Genomic DNA, 17,387 nt, shown 5'->3' on the forward strand with positions numbered 1-17,387 from the left:
GTCGTAATGACAATTATCATTCGGATGTAAACCACGCGTTGTGCGGTGCATCACAATAATTGACACTGACGTTTGCAATTCACATGTCTATAATTAGACTCGATCCAAAGTCGTATCGTCCTTTGATCCGAATTTGTGATCCAATCAAAAGCAGTTAGGGCCAAAAGGCCCGACCAGTGAATAAGGGAGAACGGCGTGACCCAAACAACAGAACACTACGCGACCGCCACCTCTTCGGGTTTGGAACGCGATGCGCGGCATCACAATGCCGACGCCACCAATGATCCGGGACAAATCGCGCTTGGCGTGATCATCGGCCGGACATCAGAGTTTTTTGACTTCTTCGTCTATTGCATCGCATCGGTACTGGTTTTCCCACAATTGCTGTTTCCGGGTGAAACTGCACTCATGGGCACTATGTATTCGTTTGCCATCTTCTCTCTGGCCTTTATCGCCCGCCCTGTCGGGTCGCTTGTCTTTATGACCGTTGACCGGCAATACGGACGCGGCGTGAAACTGACGATTGCCATGTTCCTGCTGGGCGGTTCAACCGCTGCGATGGCATTCCTGCCAAGTACGGCTTCGGCAGGGATCCTTGCGATTTACCTTCTGTGTGCCTTCCGCTTCCTGCAGGGTCTTGCATGGGGTGGCGCATGGGATGGTCTGGCGTCGCTTCTGGCACTTAACGCACCCGATAACCGCAAGGGCTGGTACGCGATGATCCCGCAGCTGGGCGCGCCGCTTGGCTTCATGCTGGCATCTTCGCTGTTTGCTTATTTGCTGCTGACACTTCACCCCGACGACTTCCTGGCCTTTGGCTGGCGCTATGCGTTCTTCGTTGCCTTTGCAATCAACGTTGTTGCGCTGTTTGCCCGCCTGCGTCTGGTGGCAACGTCCGAATTCGGCCATCTGCTTGACAAGAACGAGCTTGAGGCAGCCCGTGTCATCGACACGCTCAAACATAATGGTCGTACCGTTGTGCTGGGTGCGCTGGTCCCGATGGTCAGCTACGCGCTGTTCCATCTGGTAACGGTCTTTGCGCTGACTTGGGTCTATCTTTATGCCAATGGCAATCCGGGGCAGTTCCTTCTGACCCAGGGTGTTGGCGCAGTGTTGTGTGCCTTTGGCATCATTGCATCGGGCTTCATTGCCGATCAGCTCGGCCGTCGTCGCCTGCTTGGTTACAGTGCGGGTATCATCCTTCTGGGTGCGATCCTGACACCGCTGCTTTACACCTATAACATCATCAATGAAGGCATGATTGTTCTGGGTGGCTTTGCGGTTCTGGGCCTGTGCTTTGGTCAGGCGGCCGGGACGCTGGCATCGAACTTCAAGCGTGAATACCGCTACACCGGATCGGCCCTGACATCCGACCTTGCATGGTTGCTGGGCGCAGGTTTCGCACCGCTGATCGCACTTTATCTGTGTGACAAGTTCGGTCTGGCCGGTGTTGGTGCCTACCTGCTTTCGGGCGCGGTTGTCACCTTGCTCGTGCTGCAATTCAACAAGCAGTTCGGGGCAAAAACCACCGACTGATTGCCAAGACATATACGTCAAAGCAAACACCCCGGCCAATCTGGCCGGGGTGTTTTCGTTTGCAGAGCCGTTTCGTCGGCTTATGCGTAGTTCGACGGGAACATGGCGCGTTTTGCGTCTTCGTCCATTTCCGTCTTAAAGGTGTGGTCCTTGCCAACCTCGCGCGCACTGACCGCTGCCGGCAGGCGATTGATCGCATCAAACCAGCGTTTGATGTTGGGATACTTGTCCCAGACATCCGGGTTCTTGTGCACGAACGGGGCCTTGTCGATCCAGCCCCAGGCCGAGATATCAACAATCGTCATTTCATCGCCGACGATGAATTGGCGACCTTCCATATGGTCTTCCAGTACCTGATAGTGGCGCGCGATCTCATTGCGATAGCGGTTGACGCCATAGTCACTGCCCTCAGGGGCGACATGCTGGAAATGCACCGCCTGCCCAGAAAACGGACCCAGACCCGTGGCAATAAACATCAACCACGACAGGAATTCACCGCGATCTTCCGGCTTACCCAGGAACTTGCCGGACTTTTCAGCGAGATACAGCAGGATCGCGTTTGAATCAAACACGCGCACTTCCTTGCCCCCCGGCCCGTCGGTATCGACGATTGCCGGGACCTTGCCATTCGGATTGATGGCACGGAAGGCCGGGTCATGCTGCTGACCTTTACGGGTATCAACCGGCAGGACCTCATAAGGCAAACCACATGCCTCAAGCATCATCGAGATTTTCTGCGGGTTTGGGGTCGGATGGTAATAGAAGCGGATCATGACACGTCTCCTTGCCTGGTATCGCCGTTACACAATGGCGTGACCGGCTCTTGCATTTTGGAATGATCGTTTTAAATTGACCGATAACAACCTGATTGGCAAGCTTCGATTATCGAATTCGCCATCACGAATAGTTTAAAGGAGCCTTTGGCCCATGATTGATCTGTATTACTGGCCGACACCCAACGGCCATAAAATCACGCTGTTCCTTGAAGAAGCCGGACTGGATTACAAAATCGTGCCGGTCAATATCGGCACAGGCGATCAGTTCAAACCTGAATTCCTGGCCTTTTCACCCAACAACCGTATGCCGGCGATCATCGATCACGATCCGGCCGATGGTGGCGACGCCATCACGGTGTTTGAATCCGGTGCCATCTTGCAATATCTGGCCGAGAAAACCGGAAAGTTCATCCCGACCGATGTGCGCGGACGCAAGACCGTGATGGAATGGCTGTTCTGGCAGATGGGTGGCCTTGGCCCGATGGCCGGTCAGAACCATCATTTCGGCACCTACGCGCCGGAAAAGATCCCGTATGCGATTACCCGTTATGTCAACGAGACCAACCGTCTTTATGGTGTACTGAACAAGCGTCTTGAGGGCCGAAAATTCATTGCCGGTGATGACTACACGATTGCGGATATGGCCTGCTATCCATGGATTGTCAGCCACGAAAAACAGCAGCAGGACCTCAATGAGTTCCCGAACCTGAAACGCTGGTTCGAAGCCATACAATCCCGTCCGGCAACGATTGCCGCCTATAAGGCGGGCGAAGGTCTGCGTGCTGGCGAGATGAGTGAAGAAGACAAAAAGATCCTGTTTGGTCAGACGGCAAAAAGCACCCAGAAATCCTGACCAGATGGACCAAACCACAAGATCATGAAAAAACCGCCAGCCCTGTTACAGGACTGGCGGTTCTGTTTTGCGCGATCGTCTCAGGCTTAGGCGTTACGCACTTCGGCAAGGAACGATTCAACTGCTTCGTTCAGAACAGCTGCCTGACGTCCAAGACCCTCGGCAAGGCCAAGCACCTCGCCCGAAAGCTTTTCGGCGTCATTTGCTGCCGTCGACACGCCCGAGATATTTTCAGATACATCGCGGCTGCCGTGTGATGCCTGTTCAACGTTGCGCGCGATTTCCTGGGTTGCGGCCCCCTGCTCTTCAACAGCGGACGCGATTGTCGTCGTCGCCCCGTCAAGGCTTCGGATGGTTTCGGCAATTTCGGCAATCGCATTAACTGCATTGGATGTGGCGACCTGAATGTCGCTGACCTGGGAGCGGATATCCTCGGTTGCCTTTGCCGTCTGGTTTGCAAGGTTCTTGACCTCGTTGGCAACCACAGCAAAGCCCTTGCCGGCATCACCGGCACGCGCGGCTTCGATCGTTGCGTTCAGGGCCAGAAGGTTCGTCTGTTCGGCAATGTCGGTGATCAGCGAAACAACTTCACCAATCTGGTTTGCCGCCTCTGCCAGCAATTCGATTTTCTGGTGCGTTTCTTCTGAGGTTTGAACCGCACCTTTGGCGATGGTTGCGGACTGTGCGACCTGATTGCTGATTTCGGCAATAGACGTGCTCAGTTCCTCAGCCGCCGAGGCAACCGTTTCCACGTTGGTCGACATTTCCTGCGATGCTGCCGAAACAACCGTTGAACGTTCACCGACCTGCTTGGAGGTATCGGTCATCGCATTGGCAGAGCTTTGCATATTGCCCGATGCCTCGATCACCTGGGCGACAACCTGCCCGACACTGGCTTCGAAACTGTCGGCCATTTTGCGAAGGGCCGCACGCTTGTCTTCTTCGGCGATGCGTTCCTGCTCTTCACGCTGGGTGCGCATTTCTTCCATTTCGATGGTTTTCGATTTGAAGATATCCATCGCCCGCGCCAGATCGCCGATCTCGCTTTTCTGGTGGGTGTAATTGACTTCGATATTGTGATCACCCTGCGACAGACGCAGCATATTTTCCGAAATATCGAAAAGCGGTCGGGTAATACCGCGACTGATCATCAGCGAGACACCAACAACCGCAACCAGGATCGCCAAGGCAACACCACCCATCACCAGCATGATTTGCATGAAAACAGCGTTTACATCATCGATGTAAATACCGGTGGCGACGATCCAGCCCCACGGTTTGAAATCCTTGACGAATGAAAGCTTCGGACGAAGATCATCCGAATTCGGCACCTTGTAGGTATAATCGACAAAACCCTCGCCCTTTTCTTCGGCGACGCGCACGAACTCGCGATAAAGGAATTTGCCCGATCCATCGACATTGTCGGTCAAGTTCTTGCCGACAAGGTCCTTCTTGATGTCATGGATCAGAAGAACCGGCGTGTGATCAAATACAAAGAAATAGTTCTTCTCATCATAACGAAGGGCTGCAACAGCGCCTTTGGCCGCATTTTGCGCCTCTTCGGTGGTCATTTCGCCGGACTGTTCCAGCGCATGATAATGACCAATCAAATTGATTGTGGATTCAACAAGGTTTTTCGTTTTTGTCTTGCGATCTTCAAGCATGTTTTGGCGCAATTCGGTCAGACCGAACGCCCCGACCAGCAACACCGCAAGAACCGCGCCCGCGACAATAATCAGCATACGTGTGCCGATTTTCACCGAACTCAGTGACAACATGGCATTCCCCTTCCCCTTGGATATTCCTTGCCAAGGTAGCGGCAAGGTTTTCTTGTTTTAGAACCACTTCACAAACACTGAAGTCGCCAGCCCGTGACCATGTCACAAATCATCATACCAATTAAATCGCATATATTATGCATTATCTCTTTGCTGTGACGGCCATCACAGCTGCTTGCCATTTCAGCTTGGCATCCGATAATCTTCCTATCGCTATCCGGGCACACCAACGCACGATAAGACGCCCCAAACAAGTGATCTGCAGTGCGCCGTTTGACGTAGTCATTTCAGTTATTTACATCAAAACGAAACAGTTTCTCAGCATCATGGCCAAAGGACATCTCATGCGCCCACATCGCACAATCCTGTTGGCCCTGATCCCGGCAAGCCTGCTTGCGGCCTGTGCATTCCCGCCAGAAAACGCGCTTTATGATCAGTCACCCGGTATCCAGCCCTACATGCAGGATAATTTCGAGGATTACGTATCTGAAACGCGTGACTGGGTCGCAACCCATCGTGTTTTTCTGACCGATGACCACGAAATGGAAATTGCGCGCAACATTCCATTTGAAGTTCGGCCAGAACCAATGGACGCAAATAAGCCCCGCCGGGGGGTTCTGTTTGTTCACGGTCTGGGATCAAGTCCTTGGTACTTCCACGATATTGCAGTGGCAATGGCAAAGGATGGCTGGCTAGCACGGTCGATGTTGCTGCCCGGCCACGGCACGCGCCCGGGGGATCTCAGCCTGCCCGATTATGATGACTGGACTGGATCGGTCGCCCATCAGGTTGCGCTTCTGGAGCGCGAGGTGGATGAAGTCTGGCTGGGTGGCTTTTCAACCGGTGGCAACCTTGTCACCAGTTACGCTGCCCGGAACCCGGACATTGACGGCTTGTTGCTGTTTTCGCCGGGCATCGAGCCGGGCAGTGATCTGTTATTCCTGACACCACTGGTCCAGTATCTGTGGGATTGGGTCGATGCCGATCCGGAAGACAATGTGATCAACTATCAATCCCTGTCGACCAAGGCATCGGCACTTTATTACCGCAGCGTCACCGACGTTGATGATGCGCTTGACGCAAAGCCGTTTGACCGCCCCGCCCTTGTTACCATGAGCGCGGATGACAGTGTGCTTGATCCGTTGGCAATGCTTCGTCGCTTTGAGACGCATTTCACCAACCCGGCTTCACGCCTGGTCTGGTATGATGAAGTCAACGCACCAAGCAACGACAGCCGGATTGAGAACCTCAACAGCAATCTGCCCGATCAACAGATCAGTAGTTTCTCACATCTGAGTGCGCTGTTCTCGCCCGACAATCCGTATTACGGTGCAAAGGGAAGCTTTGTCTTCATCGAGAACGGTCAGGAAGACATCGAACGACCAGCGGATCGGGCACTGCTCTGGCGCAGTGCATGGGGATATATGGAACCGGGCAAGTATCATGCCCGCCTGACATGGAACCCCTATTTCGATGCGTTGATCGACGCAATCGGCGACGTCACCAACTAGGCCAAAGGACCCGTCAACACCATGACCAGCAGCGAACAGGAAACGATGAGTACAGGGCGCATTCATCACCCCAACCATCGCACCCGTGTCTTTGCCCTGATTGCGTTTATGGTGTTGTGTCTGATCATATCGGCATTTGGCGGCGCGGTGACAGCCACCAGCGTCAATGACTGGTATGCGGCACTGAACAAGCCGTTCTTCCGCCCGCCCAACTGGGTTTTCGGGCCGGTATGGACCGTCATTTATTTCATGATCGCCTTTAGCGGCTGGCGCGCCTGGCTTAAGGTGGGCATTGCCAATGCCAAAGGCGCCTTTGGCCTTTATGCAGGTCAGTTGACGCTTAACCTTGCATGGTCGTTTTTGTTCTTTGGCGCGCAGTCGCCCCTATTGGGCCTGATCGATATCGTCATCCTGCTTGGCCTGATCATCGCCAACATGGTTGCGTTCTGGAAGATTGACCGTCTGGCCGGGATGCTGTTGGTGCCCTACGCCCTTTGGGTGGCATTTGCCACCCTGCTCAATGCCGCGATCTGGCAGCTTAATTAACTGCTTGGTTCTGCGACGACATCAATTGGGGTTTCCTTGGCCGCACGATCACTCTTGGGCTCCGCAGCTTCCGTTGTTTGCGCAACACTATCCATGCCCAAGCGACCGATCGAGGGCAGACGCAGTGCCGGACGGTTGAAATCAATCCCGAAGTTCAGACCCAGCAGGTTAAGCTCGATCCCCTCTTCCAGACCAAGCGACATGCCAAGAACGCCCAACAGGTTGGCCTGTACGCCCTGCCCGCTGGATGACAGCCCAACCGGATTGGTGATCGGGCGATAATCCTTGCCGATCGCGTTGGCCGGCATATCAAGGTTAAGCCCCGGCACTTCGCGGCCGATATGGGCGATGAAGGTGTTGCTGTTCGGGCCCGGATAACTGCGATATTCGCGCGGGAACGGATAGGATTTGATCGCCTGTTCGATCTCGGGGATCAGCTTTTCGGCCGCCTCGCCCCGATGAGCCGCCAGAAGTTCCGGCTCCGAGCCATACCAAAGACCATCCGGGATTGCGTAATTCTGGCGCACGACATTGCCACTGCCCCACCCCACCACGTCATAGCGGGTGTATCGGGTTTCACCCGCACGCTTATAGATGATCCATGGATGAACCGCGAAATAGGCGCGCCAGCCAAATGTTTCGGCCGCCATCACCATGACAATCGCCTGATCTTTATGGGCCTCTGCATCAGGCGCCACACCCGAAGAATGGCGCGGCGCATTGCGCCATGTATAGCGTTCCTTGGCTTTTTCGCCCGGCGGGTCTTCTGCCAGGCTGATGCCGAATGGCAGGACAAGAACGGCCAAAAGACCAAGAAACAGGGTTTTGCCTTTACGCAAGGTCGATCCAATCAAACTAGAAGGTCATGACTTTATTGTTACGGTTAAAGCAGACAAGTAGGATCAAAAAAAGGCAACGCAACCTTCTATCCTGAGGCGAATCCATCTGTATTCCGCCTGAAGTGGCGAAACCGGGCCTAAGGCCAGGCAGCAAAAGTGTCATCTCGCACACGCTCATGCGCGCGCCGCAACCGGCGATAGGCGCCGGGCGCCTCGCCCATATAACGTTTGAAGAACCGGCTGAAATAAGCCGGATCGCGAAAGCCCAAACCATAGGCGATCTGCGCCACACCAAGCGGGGATTGTTCCAGACGCATGCAGGCCTCGCGCAGGACACGTTCATGGATAATCGTTAAGGGCGGCTTGCCGGTTGCGCGCAACACAGCAGATCCCAGACGCCGTTCACTGACGCCAAGGGCCTTTGCATAATCAGCAACATTCCAATGTTCGCGAAAATGCAGCTCCAGCACCTGCAAAAATCGCTGAAAGGTGATTGAGCCCGGACCGTGCTGGTTGCGTTGCGCCATCACGCCTTCTGCCAGACGCAGAACCATGGTCAGAATAATCTGTAAATGCGCGCCAACCACAAGACTGGCACCAAGTGCATTGCCCATCAGCTCAGACCGGATGGCTTCAAAGCTGCGCTCAAGCAACACCAGATTGCCACGGCCCTCTTGCAGCGTAACATTATGGACGGTGTCCGCAGCAAAGCGCAAAGGCAAGCCACCGCCAGCAGAATTACCACCGGCGATCCCGCTGCCATCACCGCAATGACGCGCCACCAGATCATCCGCAACCGACAGCAAATAGCCATTGCTGCCTGCACTCACGCCAAAGCGCTGCGTTTCGCCCAACGGCAACCAAACGAGAGCTGGGGCCTTGCAGGTAATCGTTCCTTTGCGCAAACCAACCTCGGCACGACCACCAAGCAACAATATGGCATGGCAACGGTCCCGACGTGCCTGATCATTCATGACCCAGGTCTGGGTCGATAATGGATGATCAAAACGGTCCATAACCGCATGAGTGGTTACGGGAAGCAGGTCTTCGAACGGGTTATCGGTAAGTTCAACGGCGCTTGAGACCGGAATCTGACGGGGAGTTTGATCGGTCATGCCTTTTTGTCACACATCTATTCCAAATGGTTATATGTAAAAATGTACAATTTTTCGTCCTAAATTGTCAATTTCAGCATCTTTACATTAGAAACGTTCCATCGCTTACTAGAAACACGGTCAAAGAAACCGTCACAAGCAACAATACATACAAAGAATGCGTTCCTATTATTTTGCATCTGCGAACTAATAGGCGGGAGGTTACGCCGGAGATTTACTTCACACCGTGAAGTAAGTAACACTAACTCTTTGCCTAAACTCCTGAAACTACGCGCAAACGGGAAAACCGTCTCTGCAAAAGAGATCAGGAGGAAAAGCATGCAAATTTCAGCAAAACTGCGCTTCGCGACCATTGCAGCGGCCACAGCCGCCGTCATGAGTACCGCGACGCTGTTTGGGGCTAATGCCCAGGAAACATATCGTATTGGCTATGCCATTTCGAAAACCGGTCCGGGTGCACCGGGCGCGGCCACCAGCACCATTCCGAACTACGAAATGTGGGTTAAGGAAATCAATGATGCCGGTGGCCTTAAAGTCGGCGACAAGCAGCTTCCGATTGAAGTTGTCGAATATGATGACCGATCCAGCTCGGAAGAAGCGGTACGCGCGATTGAACGCCTGATCAACCAGGACAAGGTTGATTTCATCCTCTCCCCCTGGGGCACGGGTATCAACCTTGCAGTAGCACCAATCCTTGACCGCGCGGGTTACGCACACCTTGCGGGCACGGCCGTGACCGACAAGGCACCCCAACTCTCGCAGCGCTGGAAAAACTCCTATTGGCTGCTGGGCACGGGAGAACAATATGCCGTTGGACTGGCCGAATTCCTTAAGGGGCTTAAGGACGAAGGCAAAATCAACGACAAGGTTGCCATGATCGCCGTTGCTGACGGATTTGGCATCGAACTTTCCAAGGCTGGTCGCGAAGCCCTTGAAGATCGTGATTTCGATCTCGTCTATGACAAGACTTATCCGCTGGGTTCCCAGGATCTGGCAACCATCGTCAATGATATCAAATCGCTTGGCGCGGACACCTTTGTTGCCTTCTCTTACCCGCCCGGCACGCTTGGCTTGACCGAACAGTCTCGCGTTCTGGGCTTTAATCCCAAGGTATTCTATGCCGGTGTTGGTACCGCCTTCCCGCTTTACAAAAACCGCTTTGGCGATAATGCCGAAGGTGTCGTCAGCCTTGGCGGCGCAAGCGAGGACGATCCCAAAATTGCCGATTACATCAAACGCCATGTCGCCTTTGCCGAGCGTGAGCCGGATCGTTGGGCATCGATCGTGAACTGGGCAACACTGCAGTCCTTGCAGCAGGCCATCGAGCGTGCCGGCACGACCGACCGCGAAGCGATCAATGCCGAACTGGCCAAAGGCGGCTTTGACACCATTCTTGGCACCTACAAGCCGGGCGATCAGACCTTCTGGCAGGTTGGTCAGTGGCAGGGTGGCAAGTTTGTCGGCCTCGCACCGACCAGCATGGAGGGCGCTGCAGAACTTGTCTTCCCGAAACCTGAGTGGAAAGCCGCGCAGTAAGCGCGCCACATAAGGACGTCGGGGTTCCTAAGCCAACAGAACTCCCGGGAATCCCGACGCCCCTTTTGGATGGAATTAATGTTTAGCTACGCAATTTTTTCCGGGATTACACTTGGCGGGATGTACGCCCTTGTTGCCATGGGGCTGACCCTGCAATATGGCGTTTCGCGCATCATGAACCTCGCCTATGGCGAGTTGGTGATTGTCGCGTCATTTATTGCCTTTGTTTTCATGACCTCGCTTGGTGTCAATCCGATTGCTGGTCTGTTGATCATCATTCCGGCAAGCTTTGCCCTGAACTGGGTGATTTATCGCATCCTGCTGACCCCGCTGGTCGCGCGCGCAAAGAACCGCGGCATGCTTGAAGTCGACAGCATCCTCGCCACCTTTGGCCTGCTGTTTATCGTTCAGGGCGTGCTGCTGGTCTGGTTTGGTGGCAATTATTACAGCTATGATTTCCTCAACAACGCCGTTGACATCTTTGGGGCAACGATTGCAGCAAACCGGCTTGTCGCACTTGGTTTCGCAGTTGTCATCGGACTTGGTTTCTATCTGATCCTGACCCGCACCCGGATGGGCACGGCCCTTCGTGCGGTCGCCGTTGATCCGACCTCGGCGCGCCTGGTGGCGATTGATGTCAATTTTGCATCCTGCTTTGCTTTCGCCCTTGGTGGTGCTATGGCCGCTGTCGGTGGTGTTCTGGTCAGCATGTTTCTGACTTTCTCCACCTCGATGGGTGTTGTCTTTACCATGAAGGCATTGATCGTTGTGATCATGGGCGGGGTTGGCAATATGTTGGGCGCGCTGATTGCGGGCCTCATCCTTGGTGTCGCGGAAAGCCTGGTCGCGACCTATATCGATCCGGGCCTGACCATCGCCGTGACCTATGTGATCTTCCTGCTGGTCTTGCTGATCAAGCCTTCCGGCCTGTTCGGGAGGGCCGCGTCATGAGCATCCTCAAACCTGATTTCATAAAGCCCGTTGGTATCGGTGCAGTGATCTTTGCTGCCCTTGCCTTCCTGCCGTCACTCGTCGACAGCTATTACATGTCGCTTGCCATCAGCATCGTGAGCTTTGCGGTTCTGGCAACCGCATGGTCAATGTTCTCTGGACCGACACGATATATATCACTTGCCACAGTGGTGTTCTTTGGCATGGGTGCCTATACGGTGGCAGTTCTGGGTGAAGTCCTGCCCTTCCCGCTGGTGCTGGTTTGCGCCGGGCTTGCCGGCACAGTCATCGCCCTTCTGGTTGGCTTTTCCACCCTGCGTCTGGCGGGTGTGTATTTCGTGATCTTTACCTTTGGCCTGACCGAACTGGTGCGCCAGGTCGTCAGTTGGTACGAGGTCAATGTCACCCGCGAAATGGGCCGCTATGTATTTCTTGATATCACCCAGAACGACATTTACTGGCAATTGCTCGCCCTGTTTGCGGTTCTTCTGCTGACCGGCTTCATTCTGGGCCGTTCGCGCCTTGGCTTTGCGCTGCGCATCATTGGCGAGGACGAAACCGTTGCCAAACATTGCGGCATTGATGTCACGCGCGTGAAAGTCGCGCTGTTTGTTCTGTCTGCCCTGTTCATGACCCTGACCGGGGCCATCATGGCACCGCGCTGGACCTATATTGATCCGGTCATTGCCTTTAACCCGATGCTGTCATTCCAGGTTGTCATCATGGCACTGCTTGGCGGACCACGTCGCCTGCTGGGCCCTCTGCTTGGCGTTGTCCCATTGACCCTTCTGTTTGAAATCCTGACCGCGAACTTCCCGAACCATTTCAGCATCCTGCTTGGCTGCGTGTTCTTGGTAATTGTCTATCTTCTGCCCGGCGGGGTTGTCGGTTTGTATGAAAAATACAGCGCCCCCAAAAAGCGCGTACTTGCAACCGAACAAAACGCCAAACCCGGGGGGAACGCAGCATGACTAATGAAATCCTTTTGTCGATTTCAGGCCTGCAGAAGGCCTTTGGCGGCCTGATTGCCGTCAATCAGATGCAGTTCGATGTCCATCAAGGCGAAATCCTTGGCTTGCTTGGCCCCAACGGATCGGGCAAGACCACGGTGATGAACCTGATTTCAGGTGCTCTTCAGGCGAATGAAGGCAAGATTGTCATCAGCGGCAAGGATATCACCAATCTTCCTGCCCACAAAATCAGCCATTCCGGCATTGCGCGGACTTTCCAGTTGGTGCGTGTTTTACCCGATCTTGATTGCGTGGAAAATATCGAAGCGGGTCTTGCCTACCGGACCAAGCCGCTCTGGGGTGATGCCGCGCATGCCGCTGCACTCGAATTGCTTGAACGGATCGGGCTTGCCAAACAGGCCCACACGCCCGCAGGCGATCTGACCTATATCGATCAGAAACGCCTTGAACTGGGACGGGCACTTGCCCTGCAACCGAAACTTCTGTTGCTTGACGAATGGCTGGCCGGATTGAACCCGTCCGAACTGCAGGATGGTATCGCCCTCGTGCGCAAGCTCAAGAACGAAGGGCTTACGATCATCATGGTCGAACATGTCATGGATGCGATCAGAAGCCTGTGTGATCGTTGTGTGGTAATGAATGCCGGGGCCAAGATTGCCGATGGCACCCCCGACGAAGTTCTTTCCGACCCCGAAGTCGTCCGCGCCTATCTGGGAGACAGCCATGCTTGATATCAAAAAACTGTCTGTGTCCTATGGCAAGCACACAGCCCTTCGCGAAGTCGACCTTACTGTCGACCGTGGCGAAATCGTTGTCATGCTGGGCGCCAATGGCGCAGGTAAAAGCAGCCTGCTTAAGGCCTGTGCCGGTCTGGTGCCGGCCCACGATAACACGCGTATCACCCTATCTGGCAGTGAGCTGACCGAACTTTCGGCCCACAAGATTGTCGAAGCCGGACTTGCACTTGTCCCGGAAGGGCGCGGCATTTTCGGCGAACTGACGGTTCGTGAGAACCTGGCACTTGGTGCCTTTGCCAAACGTGCAAGGGCAGCTGAACAGCAAAATCTTGATCGCGTGATTGATTTGTTCCCCAAACTTGCTGAACGACTTAATCAGGCGGCCCGTACGATGAGTGGTGGCGAACAGCAGATGGTGGCCATCGGCCGTGCGCTTATGTCCAATCCCGATATTCTTTTGCTTGATGAACCGTCTTTGGGGTTGTCACCAATCATGACAGGGGAATTATTCAAGGCCCTTGCGGCCATTCGCAAAACAGGCGTTGGTGTGCTTCTGGTCGAACAGAATGCCCACCAGTCCCTCGCCATATCAGATCGAGGTTATCTGATCGAAAACGGGGCCATTACCGGGCAAAATACTGCCAAGGCTCTGCAATCCGACCCAGCTGTGCAGAAGGCATTTCTTGGCCTTGGGGCCGCGTGATGCAGTCTTTCGCCAAGGCACAGCAACCCACAAGAAAGTCAGGAGAAACGTCATGAACGACACCAAATTGTTGATCAATAATCAGGACGTCAATGCGTCCAACAACCGCACTTTTGAACGCAAGAACCCGGTCACCGGCGAAGTCGCGACCGTGGCGGCGGCCGCCAATGCCGCCGATGCCCGCAAGGCGGCTGATGCAGCAGCCGCGGCCTTCCCGGAATGGTCAAAAATGGGGCCCGGCGCACGGCGCAAGATCCTGCTTAAGGCTGCCGACATCATGGAAGCCAAGGGCGATCAGTTCGGTCAGCTGGTCCTTGATGAAACCGGCAGCACGCGCATGTGGGGTGGCTTTAACGCCCATCTTGCCGCCAATATGCTGCGCGAATCCGGTGGCATGACGACGCAAATTCAGGGTGATGTCATTCCGTCCGACACGCCGGGCCTGATGGCCATGGGCATTCGTCAACCGGTTGGCGTGGTTCTGGGCATTGCGCCCTGGAACGCCCCCGTGATCCTTGGTACGCGTGCCATCGCCATGCCGCTGGCCTGTGGCAATACCGTCATCCTCAAGGCGTCCGAACTTTGCCCGGCCCTGCATCGCCTGATCGGCGATTGCCTGGTTGAAGCCGGTGCGCCTGAAGGCGTGGTTAACGTTGTCACCAATGCCCCGGAAGATGCCCCGGAAATCGTCGAAACCCTGATTGCCCATCCGGCCGTGCGCCGCATCAACTTTACCGGCTCGACCCGAGTTGGGCGCATCATCGCCAAGCTTGCGGCTGAACACCTTAAACCGGTTCTGCTTGAACTGGGCGGCAAGGCGCCGTTCCTCGTCCTTGATGACGCCGACCTTGATGAGGCGGTTAATGGTGCGGCCTTTGGCGCTTATATGAACCAGGGCCAGATTTGCATGTCGACCGAACGCCTGATCGTTGACAATGCGGTTGCTGATGACTTTGTTGCCAAACTGTCCGCCAAGGCCAAAACGCTTACCTCCGGCGATCCGGCCAAGGCCGAAAACATCCTTGGCGGTGTTGTCAGTGTCGAGGCGGTCAATCGCATCGAGGAACTGGTCGAAGACGCGGTTTCCAAGGGTGCGAAACTGGTTGCCGGTTCGGGCAAAGCCAAGGACGGCGTTCTGATGGATGCCACCCTCCTTGATCACGTGACCCCGGCAATGAAAATCTATTCCGAGGAAAGCTTTGGCCCGATCTGTGTCGTCATTCGCGCAGGCGACGAGGACGAGGCCGTTCGCATCGCCAATGACAGCGAGTATGGCCTGTCTTCTGCGGTCTTCTCGACCAACATCCCGCGTGCGATGGAAGTTGCCAAACGCATCGAAAGCGGCATCTGCCACATCAACAGCCCAACCGTTCAGGACGAAGCACAGATGCCGTTTGGCGGTGTGAAATCATCGGGTTATGGCCGTTTCGGTTCACAGGCATCGATTGATGAATTCACCGAAATGCGCTGGATCACGATCCAGAGCGGCAAGCGCCACTATCCGTTCTAAGCCTTGCCGTTCATGAAGATACGCAGGGGGGAAGCCTGCTTTCGTGGGAACTGTTCCCTCACCAAATCAGGACCTGTGTGCGGGCCGTCAGATGCATCATCTGGCGGCCCGTGTTTTTTGGGGATGTCGATCAGCCGCGCAGAACGGCCTGCACCAAAACTTCCAACGCGCTTGAAAACTTCGATCGGTCTTTCTGGGTAAAGGCGGCATTCCGCCCCTGCTCGCCCGTGACTTCGCGCATGTGGGCGGCAATTTCACGGCCCGCTAAGGCATTGCCAATATTGGCCTCGGTAAATTCCTGACCGTTGGCTTTGAGAACCCGGGCACCGATTTCAATCCCGCGCGATGCCAGCGGAATATCATTGGTAATGATCACATCGCGCGCGCGCGCGTTTTCCGCAATCCAGTCATCGGCGGCATCGGGTTCCGGGGGGACAATGACGATCTTGATCAACGGATTGCGTGACGGGCGAATGCCGCCGTTTGATACCATGATCATTTCGATCCGGTGGCGTTCGGCCACACGTTCGCACTCTGCCTTGACCGGGCAGGCATCGGCATCAACAAACAAACGTGGACGGGTGTTTTCAGTATTTTCGTTCATGGCGCGATAATCGCCGGGACGCGATCAAAGTCAAGCCATCATGAACCCTGCCCGACCGGCGTAGAATGCTGTGCATCGCGCATGACCGCCAAAACCAATGCCCCGACAAAGGCAAACGCACAGGCCATCAAAACGGTTGTCTGGAAATCAAAGGCGCTGGCAACCACCCCTGTCAAAAGATTGCCGATCAAACCACCGACAAACAGCGTACTGACATAGTAACTGGTCGCAACACCGGGCTGATCGGTGGCGAAATTTTGAACGAATGTCATGCTGATCCCGGCAAAAATACCGTAATAAAGCCCATCAATCGCGGCGAGTGCCAGCACATCGACAAGCGTCGTCGCCTGATAGATCAGGCCAAAGAACACCGCACCCAAAAGAGCCGCGATCAGCATGCCCTTACGCTCACCCACCCGTTTGATCAGCGTTGCGCAGAAATAGATCACCACCACTTCAACAAAGCACTTCACCGTTAAGGCAAAACCCGCCGAGGACGCGACCAGCCCCAACTCGGTTGAGAAATAAAGCGGCATTGCCGAAACAAACACCACATTGGCCGCCGCGATGAAAAATACCGGCACACAGGCAGACAACAGGCCAAAGTTAAAGGGGACTTTCTGCCCGGTTTTCAGGCTGTTGGGATGATGGGTTTTGAATGCACCTGGCACAATCACCAAACAGGTCACACACCAGATCGCGGCAAGTCCGGCAATTGCGTAATAGGTTGGGGCAAAACCATAGACGCCATAAAATGACAAGGACGCCGCCGGCCCCACCATCCAGCCAAGCGATGTCTGCATGCGAAGGAAGCCATTGAACTTGACGACATCGCGCCCGGTCTGTTCGGCAAACAGGCGCCCGAATGAATACATCACCGAAAGCGCACCGGACCCAATTCCCAGAAGGATCGATGCAATGCCAAGATAAATCCAGTAGATCTGAAACAGACCCAGCAGGGTCACGCCAATACCAAAGCACAGAATACTGGTCACCAGCAGGAACTTGATCGGCACAGCCCGGTCAATCGCGCGGCCAAATGTGCGGTTCACAATCAGGGTGACGCACACCTGGACAATCGCCAAGAGGCTAAGCTTCCAGGGGGCTTGCCCCAATCCTTCGACAACATAAAGCCCGGCCAGGGGTGCAGCACTCGACGAGGCAAAAGCCCCAACGAGGAGCAAACCAAGCACAAGAAACGGATAGCGATCGAGAACCGCCATGATTGGCGACAGCCCGGCTTTTTGGCCAGCCCCAACATCGCTTACACCATCACCTGCCCCATCACCCTGCATCGAAACCGTCCCCTAACCTGTCATGGCATCACGGGAACCGTTCTAGCGCCTTGTTGCGAATTTACTAAGCCTTTCGGACTATTGGACAAAAGATGTCACAAAAGCATCATCACAAATGACATCCGC

Annotated in this window: 16 protein-coding genes; 10 read left to right on the forward strand and 6 right to left on the reverse strand. The window is 54.9% G+C overall.

Features of this window, described 5'->3' with window-relative positions:
- Positions 1-195 precede the first annotated feature (195 nt).
- Positions 196-1,536, forward strand: a complete 1,341-nt coding sequence (locus IT893_RS13015) for an MFS transporter (RefSeq protein WP_063090329.1) — start codon at positions 196-198, stop codon at positions 1,534-1,536.
- An 80-nt stretch (positions 1,537-1,616) separates the two neighbouring features.
- Here the strand turns inward: IT893_RS13015 and IT893_RS13020 are convergent, their stop codons facing one another.
- Positions 1,617-2,309, reverse strand: a complete 693-nt coding sequence (locus tag IT893_RS13020) for a glutathione S-transferase family protein (protein ID WP_064781919.1) — start codon at positions 2,307-2,309, stop codon at positions 1,617-1,619.
- A gap of 154 nt (positions 2,310-2,463) precedes the next feature.
- On the opposite strand from IT893_RS13020, the gene IT893_RS13025 reads away from it, so the two are divergent.
- On the forward strand, positions 2,464-3,165 hold the full coding sequence (locus IT893_RS13025; protein ID WP_197145412.1) for a glutathione binding-like protein: 702 nt from the start codon (positions 2,464-2,466) through the stop codon (positions 3,163-3,165).
- Positions 3,166-3,251: 86 nt separating this feature from the next.
- Here IT893_RS13025 and IT893_RS13030 read toward each other — a convergent pair whose 3' ends face one another.
- On the reverse strand, positions 3,252-4,943 hold the full coding sequence (locus tag IT893_RS13030; RefSeq protein WP_008892047.1) for a methyl-accepting chemotaxis protein: 1,692 nt from the start codon (positions 4,941-4,943) through the stop codon (positions 3,252-3,254).
- A 344-nt stretch (positions 4,944-5,287) separates the two neighbouring features.
- On the opposite strand from IT893_RS13030, the gene IT893_RS13035 reads away from it, so the two are divergent.
- Positions 5,288-6,454 carry a carboxylesterase gene (locus IT893_RS13035; RefSeq protein ID WP_197145413.1) on the forward strand — a complete coding sequence of 389 codons (1,167 nt, stop codon included), beginning with the start codon at positions 5,288-5,290 and terminating at the stop codon, positions 6,452-6,454.
- A gap of 21 nt (positions 6,455-6,475) precedes the next feature.
- Positions 6,476-7,000: a TspO/MBR family protein gene (locus IT893_RS13040; protein ID WP_197145414.1), complete on the forward strand. Its 525-nt coding sequence runs from the start codon at positions 6,476-6,478 to the stop codon at positions 6,998-7,000.
- Here IT893_RS13040 and IT893_RS13045 read toward each other — a convergent pair.
- Together IT893_RS13045 and IT893_RS13050 are read right to left on the reverse strand one after the other, a co-directional pair.
- Positions 6,997-7,839: a DUF3750 domain-containing protein gene (locus IT893_RS13045; protein ID WP_252723952.1), complete on the reverse strand. Its 843-nt coding sequence runs from the start codon at positions 7,837-7,839 to the stop codon at positions 6,997-6,999. The two genes, IT893_RS13040 and IT893_RS13045, sit on opposite strands and share 4 nt — an antisense overlap.
- A 137-nt stretch (positions 7,840-7,976) precedes the next feature.
- Positions 7,977-8,954, reverse strand: a complete 978-nt coding sequence (locus tag IT893_RS13050) for a helix-turn-helix domain-containing protein (protein ID WP_197145416.1) — start codon at positions 8,952-8,954, stop codon at positions 7,977-7,979.
- Positions 8,955-9,272: 318 nt separating this feature from the next.
- Here IT893_RS13050 and IT893_RS13055 point away from each other — a divergent pair, with 318 nt between their 5' ends.
- The 6 genes from IT893_RS13055 (at position 9,273) to IT893_RS13080 (ending at position 15,362) form a co-directional block, all read left to right on the forward strand.
- Positions 9,273-10,490 carry an amino acid ABC transporter substrate-binding protein gene (locus tag IT893_RS13055; protein WP_197145417.1) on the forward strand — a complete coding sequence of 406 codons (1,218 nt, stop codon included), beginning with the start codon at positions 9,273-9,275 and terminating at the stop codon, positions 10,488-10,490.
- 78 nt (positions 10,491-10,568) lie between these two features.
- Entirely contained in the window at positions 10,569-11,441 is an 873-nt protein-coding gene (locus tag IT893_RS13060) for a branched-chain amino acid ABC transporter permease (RefSeq protein ID WP_197145418.1), read from the forward strand.
- Positions 11,438-12,412 carry a branched-chain amino acid ABC transporter permease gene (locus tag IT893_RS13065; RefSeq protein WP_197145419.1) on the forward strand — a complete coding sequence of 325 codons (975 nt, stop codon included), beginning with the start codon at positions 11,438-11,440 and terminating at the stop codon, positions 12,410-12,412. Before IT893_RS13060 ends, IT893_RS13065 begins: the two co-directional genes overlap by 4 nt.
- Entirely contained in the window at positions 12,409-13,143 is a 735-nt protein-coding gene (locus tag IT893_RS13070) for an ABC transporter ATP-binding protein (protein WP_197145420.1), read from the forward strand. Before IT893_RS13065 ends, IT893_RS13070 begins: the two co-directional genes overlap by 4 nt.
- Positions 13,136-13,852 (forward strand): ABC transporter ATP-binding protein, encoded by a 717-nt coding sequence (locus tag IT893_RS13075; protein WP_197145421.1) that lies wholly within the window; start codon positions 13,136-13,138, stop codon positions 13,850-13,852. The genes IT893_RS13070 and IT893_RS13075 overlap by 8 nt, the downstream gene beginning before the upstream one ends.
- Before the next feature lie 52 nt (positions 13,853-13,904).
- Positions 13,905-15,362 carry an aldehyde dehydrogenase gene (locus tag IT893_RS13080; RefSeq protein ID WP_197145422.1) on the forward strand — a complete coding sequence of 486 codons (1,458 nt, stop codon included), beginning with the start codon at positions 13,905-13,907 and terminating at the stop codon, positions 15,360-15,362.
- Between the two features lie 130 nt (positions 15,363-15,492).
- Here IT893_RS13080 and IT893_RS13085 read toward each other — a convergent pair whose 3' ends face one another.
- Positions 15,493-15,966, reverse strand: coding sequence for a YaiI/YqxD family protein (locus IT893_RS13085; protein WP_008892041.1), 474 nt, complete (start codon positions 15,964-15,966; stop codon positions 15,493-15,495).
- 38 nt (positions 15,967-16,004) lie between these two features.
- Positions 16,005-17,261: an MFS transporter gene (locus tag IT893_RS13090; RefSeq protein WP_197145423.1), complete on the reverse strand. Its 1,257-nt coding sequence runs from the start codon at positions 17,259-17,261 to the stop codon at positions 16,005-16,007.
- Positions 17,262-17,387 lie beyond the last annotated feature (126 nt).

Origin of the sequence: Thalassospira sp. A40-3 (genome assembly GCF_015871485.1) — a bacterium.
Taxonomy (GTDB): Bacteria; Pseudomonadota; Alphaproteobacteria; order Rhodospirillales; family Thalassospiraceae; genus Thalassospira; species Thalassospira tepidiphila.

Coding starts and splice junctions, on each gene's coding strand:
- IT893_RS13060 (WP_197145418.1), top strand. CDS start 10,569: ATGTTTAGCTACGCAATTTTTTCCGGGATTACACTTGGCGGGATGTAC.
- IT893_RS13085 (WP_008892041.1), bottom strand. CDS start 15,966: ATGAACGAAAATACTGAAAACACCCGTCCACGTTTGTTTGTTGATGCC.
- IT893_RS13065 (WP_197145419.1), top strand. CDS start 11,438: ATGAGCATCCTCAAACCTGATTTCATAAAGCCCGTTGGTATCGGTGCA.
- IT893_RS13020 (WP_064781919.1), bottom strand. CDS start 2,309: ATGATCCGCTTCTATTACCATCCGACCCCAAACCCGCAGAAAATCTCG.
- IT893_RS13050 (WP_197145416.1), bottom strand. CDS start 8,954: ATGACCGATCAAACTCCCCGTCAGATTCCGGTCTCAAGCGCCGTTGAA.
- IT893_RS13025 (WP_197145412.1), top strand. CDS start 2,464: ATGATTGATCTGTATTACTGGCCGACACCCAACGGCCATAAAATCACG.
- IT893_RS13080 (WP_197145422.1), top strand. CDS start 13,905: ATGAACGACACCAAATTGTTGATCAATAATCAGGACGTCAATGCGTCC.
- IT893_RS13030 (WP_008892047.1), bottom strand. CDS start 4,943: ATGTTGTCACTGAGTTCGGTGAAAATCGGCACACGTATGCTGATTATT.
- IT893_RS13075 (WP_197145421.1), top strand. CDS start 13,136: ATGCTTGATATCAAAAAACTGTCTGTGTCCTATGGCAAGCACACAGCC.
- IT893_RS13035 (WP_197145413.1), top strand. CDS start 5,288: ATGCGCCCACATCGCACAATCCTGTTGGCCCTGATCCCGGCAAGCCTG.
- IT893_RS13055 (WP_197145417.1), top strand. CDS start 9,273: ATGCAAATTTCAGCAAAACTGCGCTTCGCGACCATTGCAGCGGCCACA.
- IT893_RS13070 (WP_197145420.1), top strand. CDS start 12,409: ATGACTAATGAAATCCTTTTGTCGATTTCAGGCCTGCAGAAGGCCTTT.
- IT893_RS13040 (WP_197145414.1), top strand. CDS start 6,476: ATGACCAGCAGCGAACAGGAAACGATGAGTACAGGGCGCATTCATCAC.
- IT893_RS13090 (WP_197145423.1), bottom strand. CDS start 17,261: ATGCAGGGTGATGGGGCAGGTGATGGTGTAAGCGATGTTGGGGCTGGC.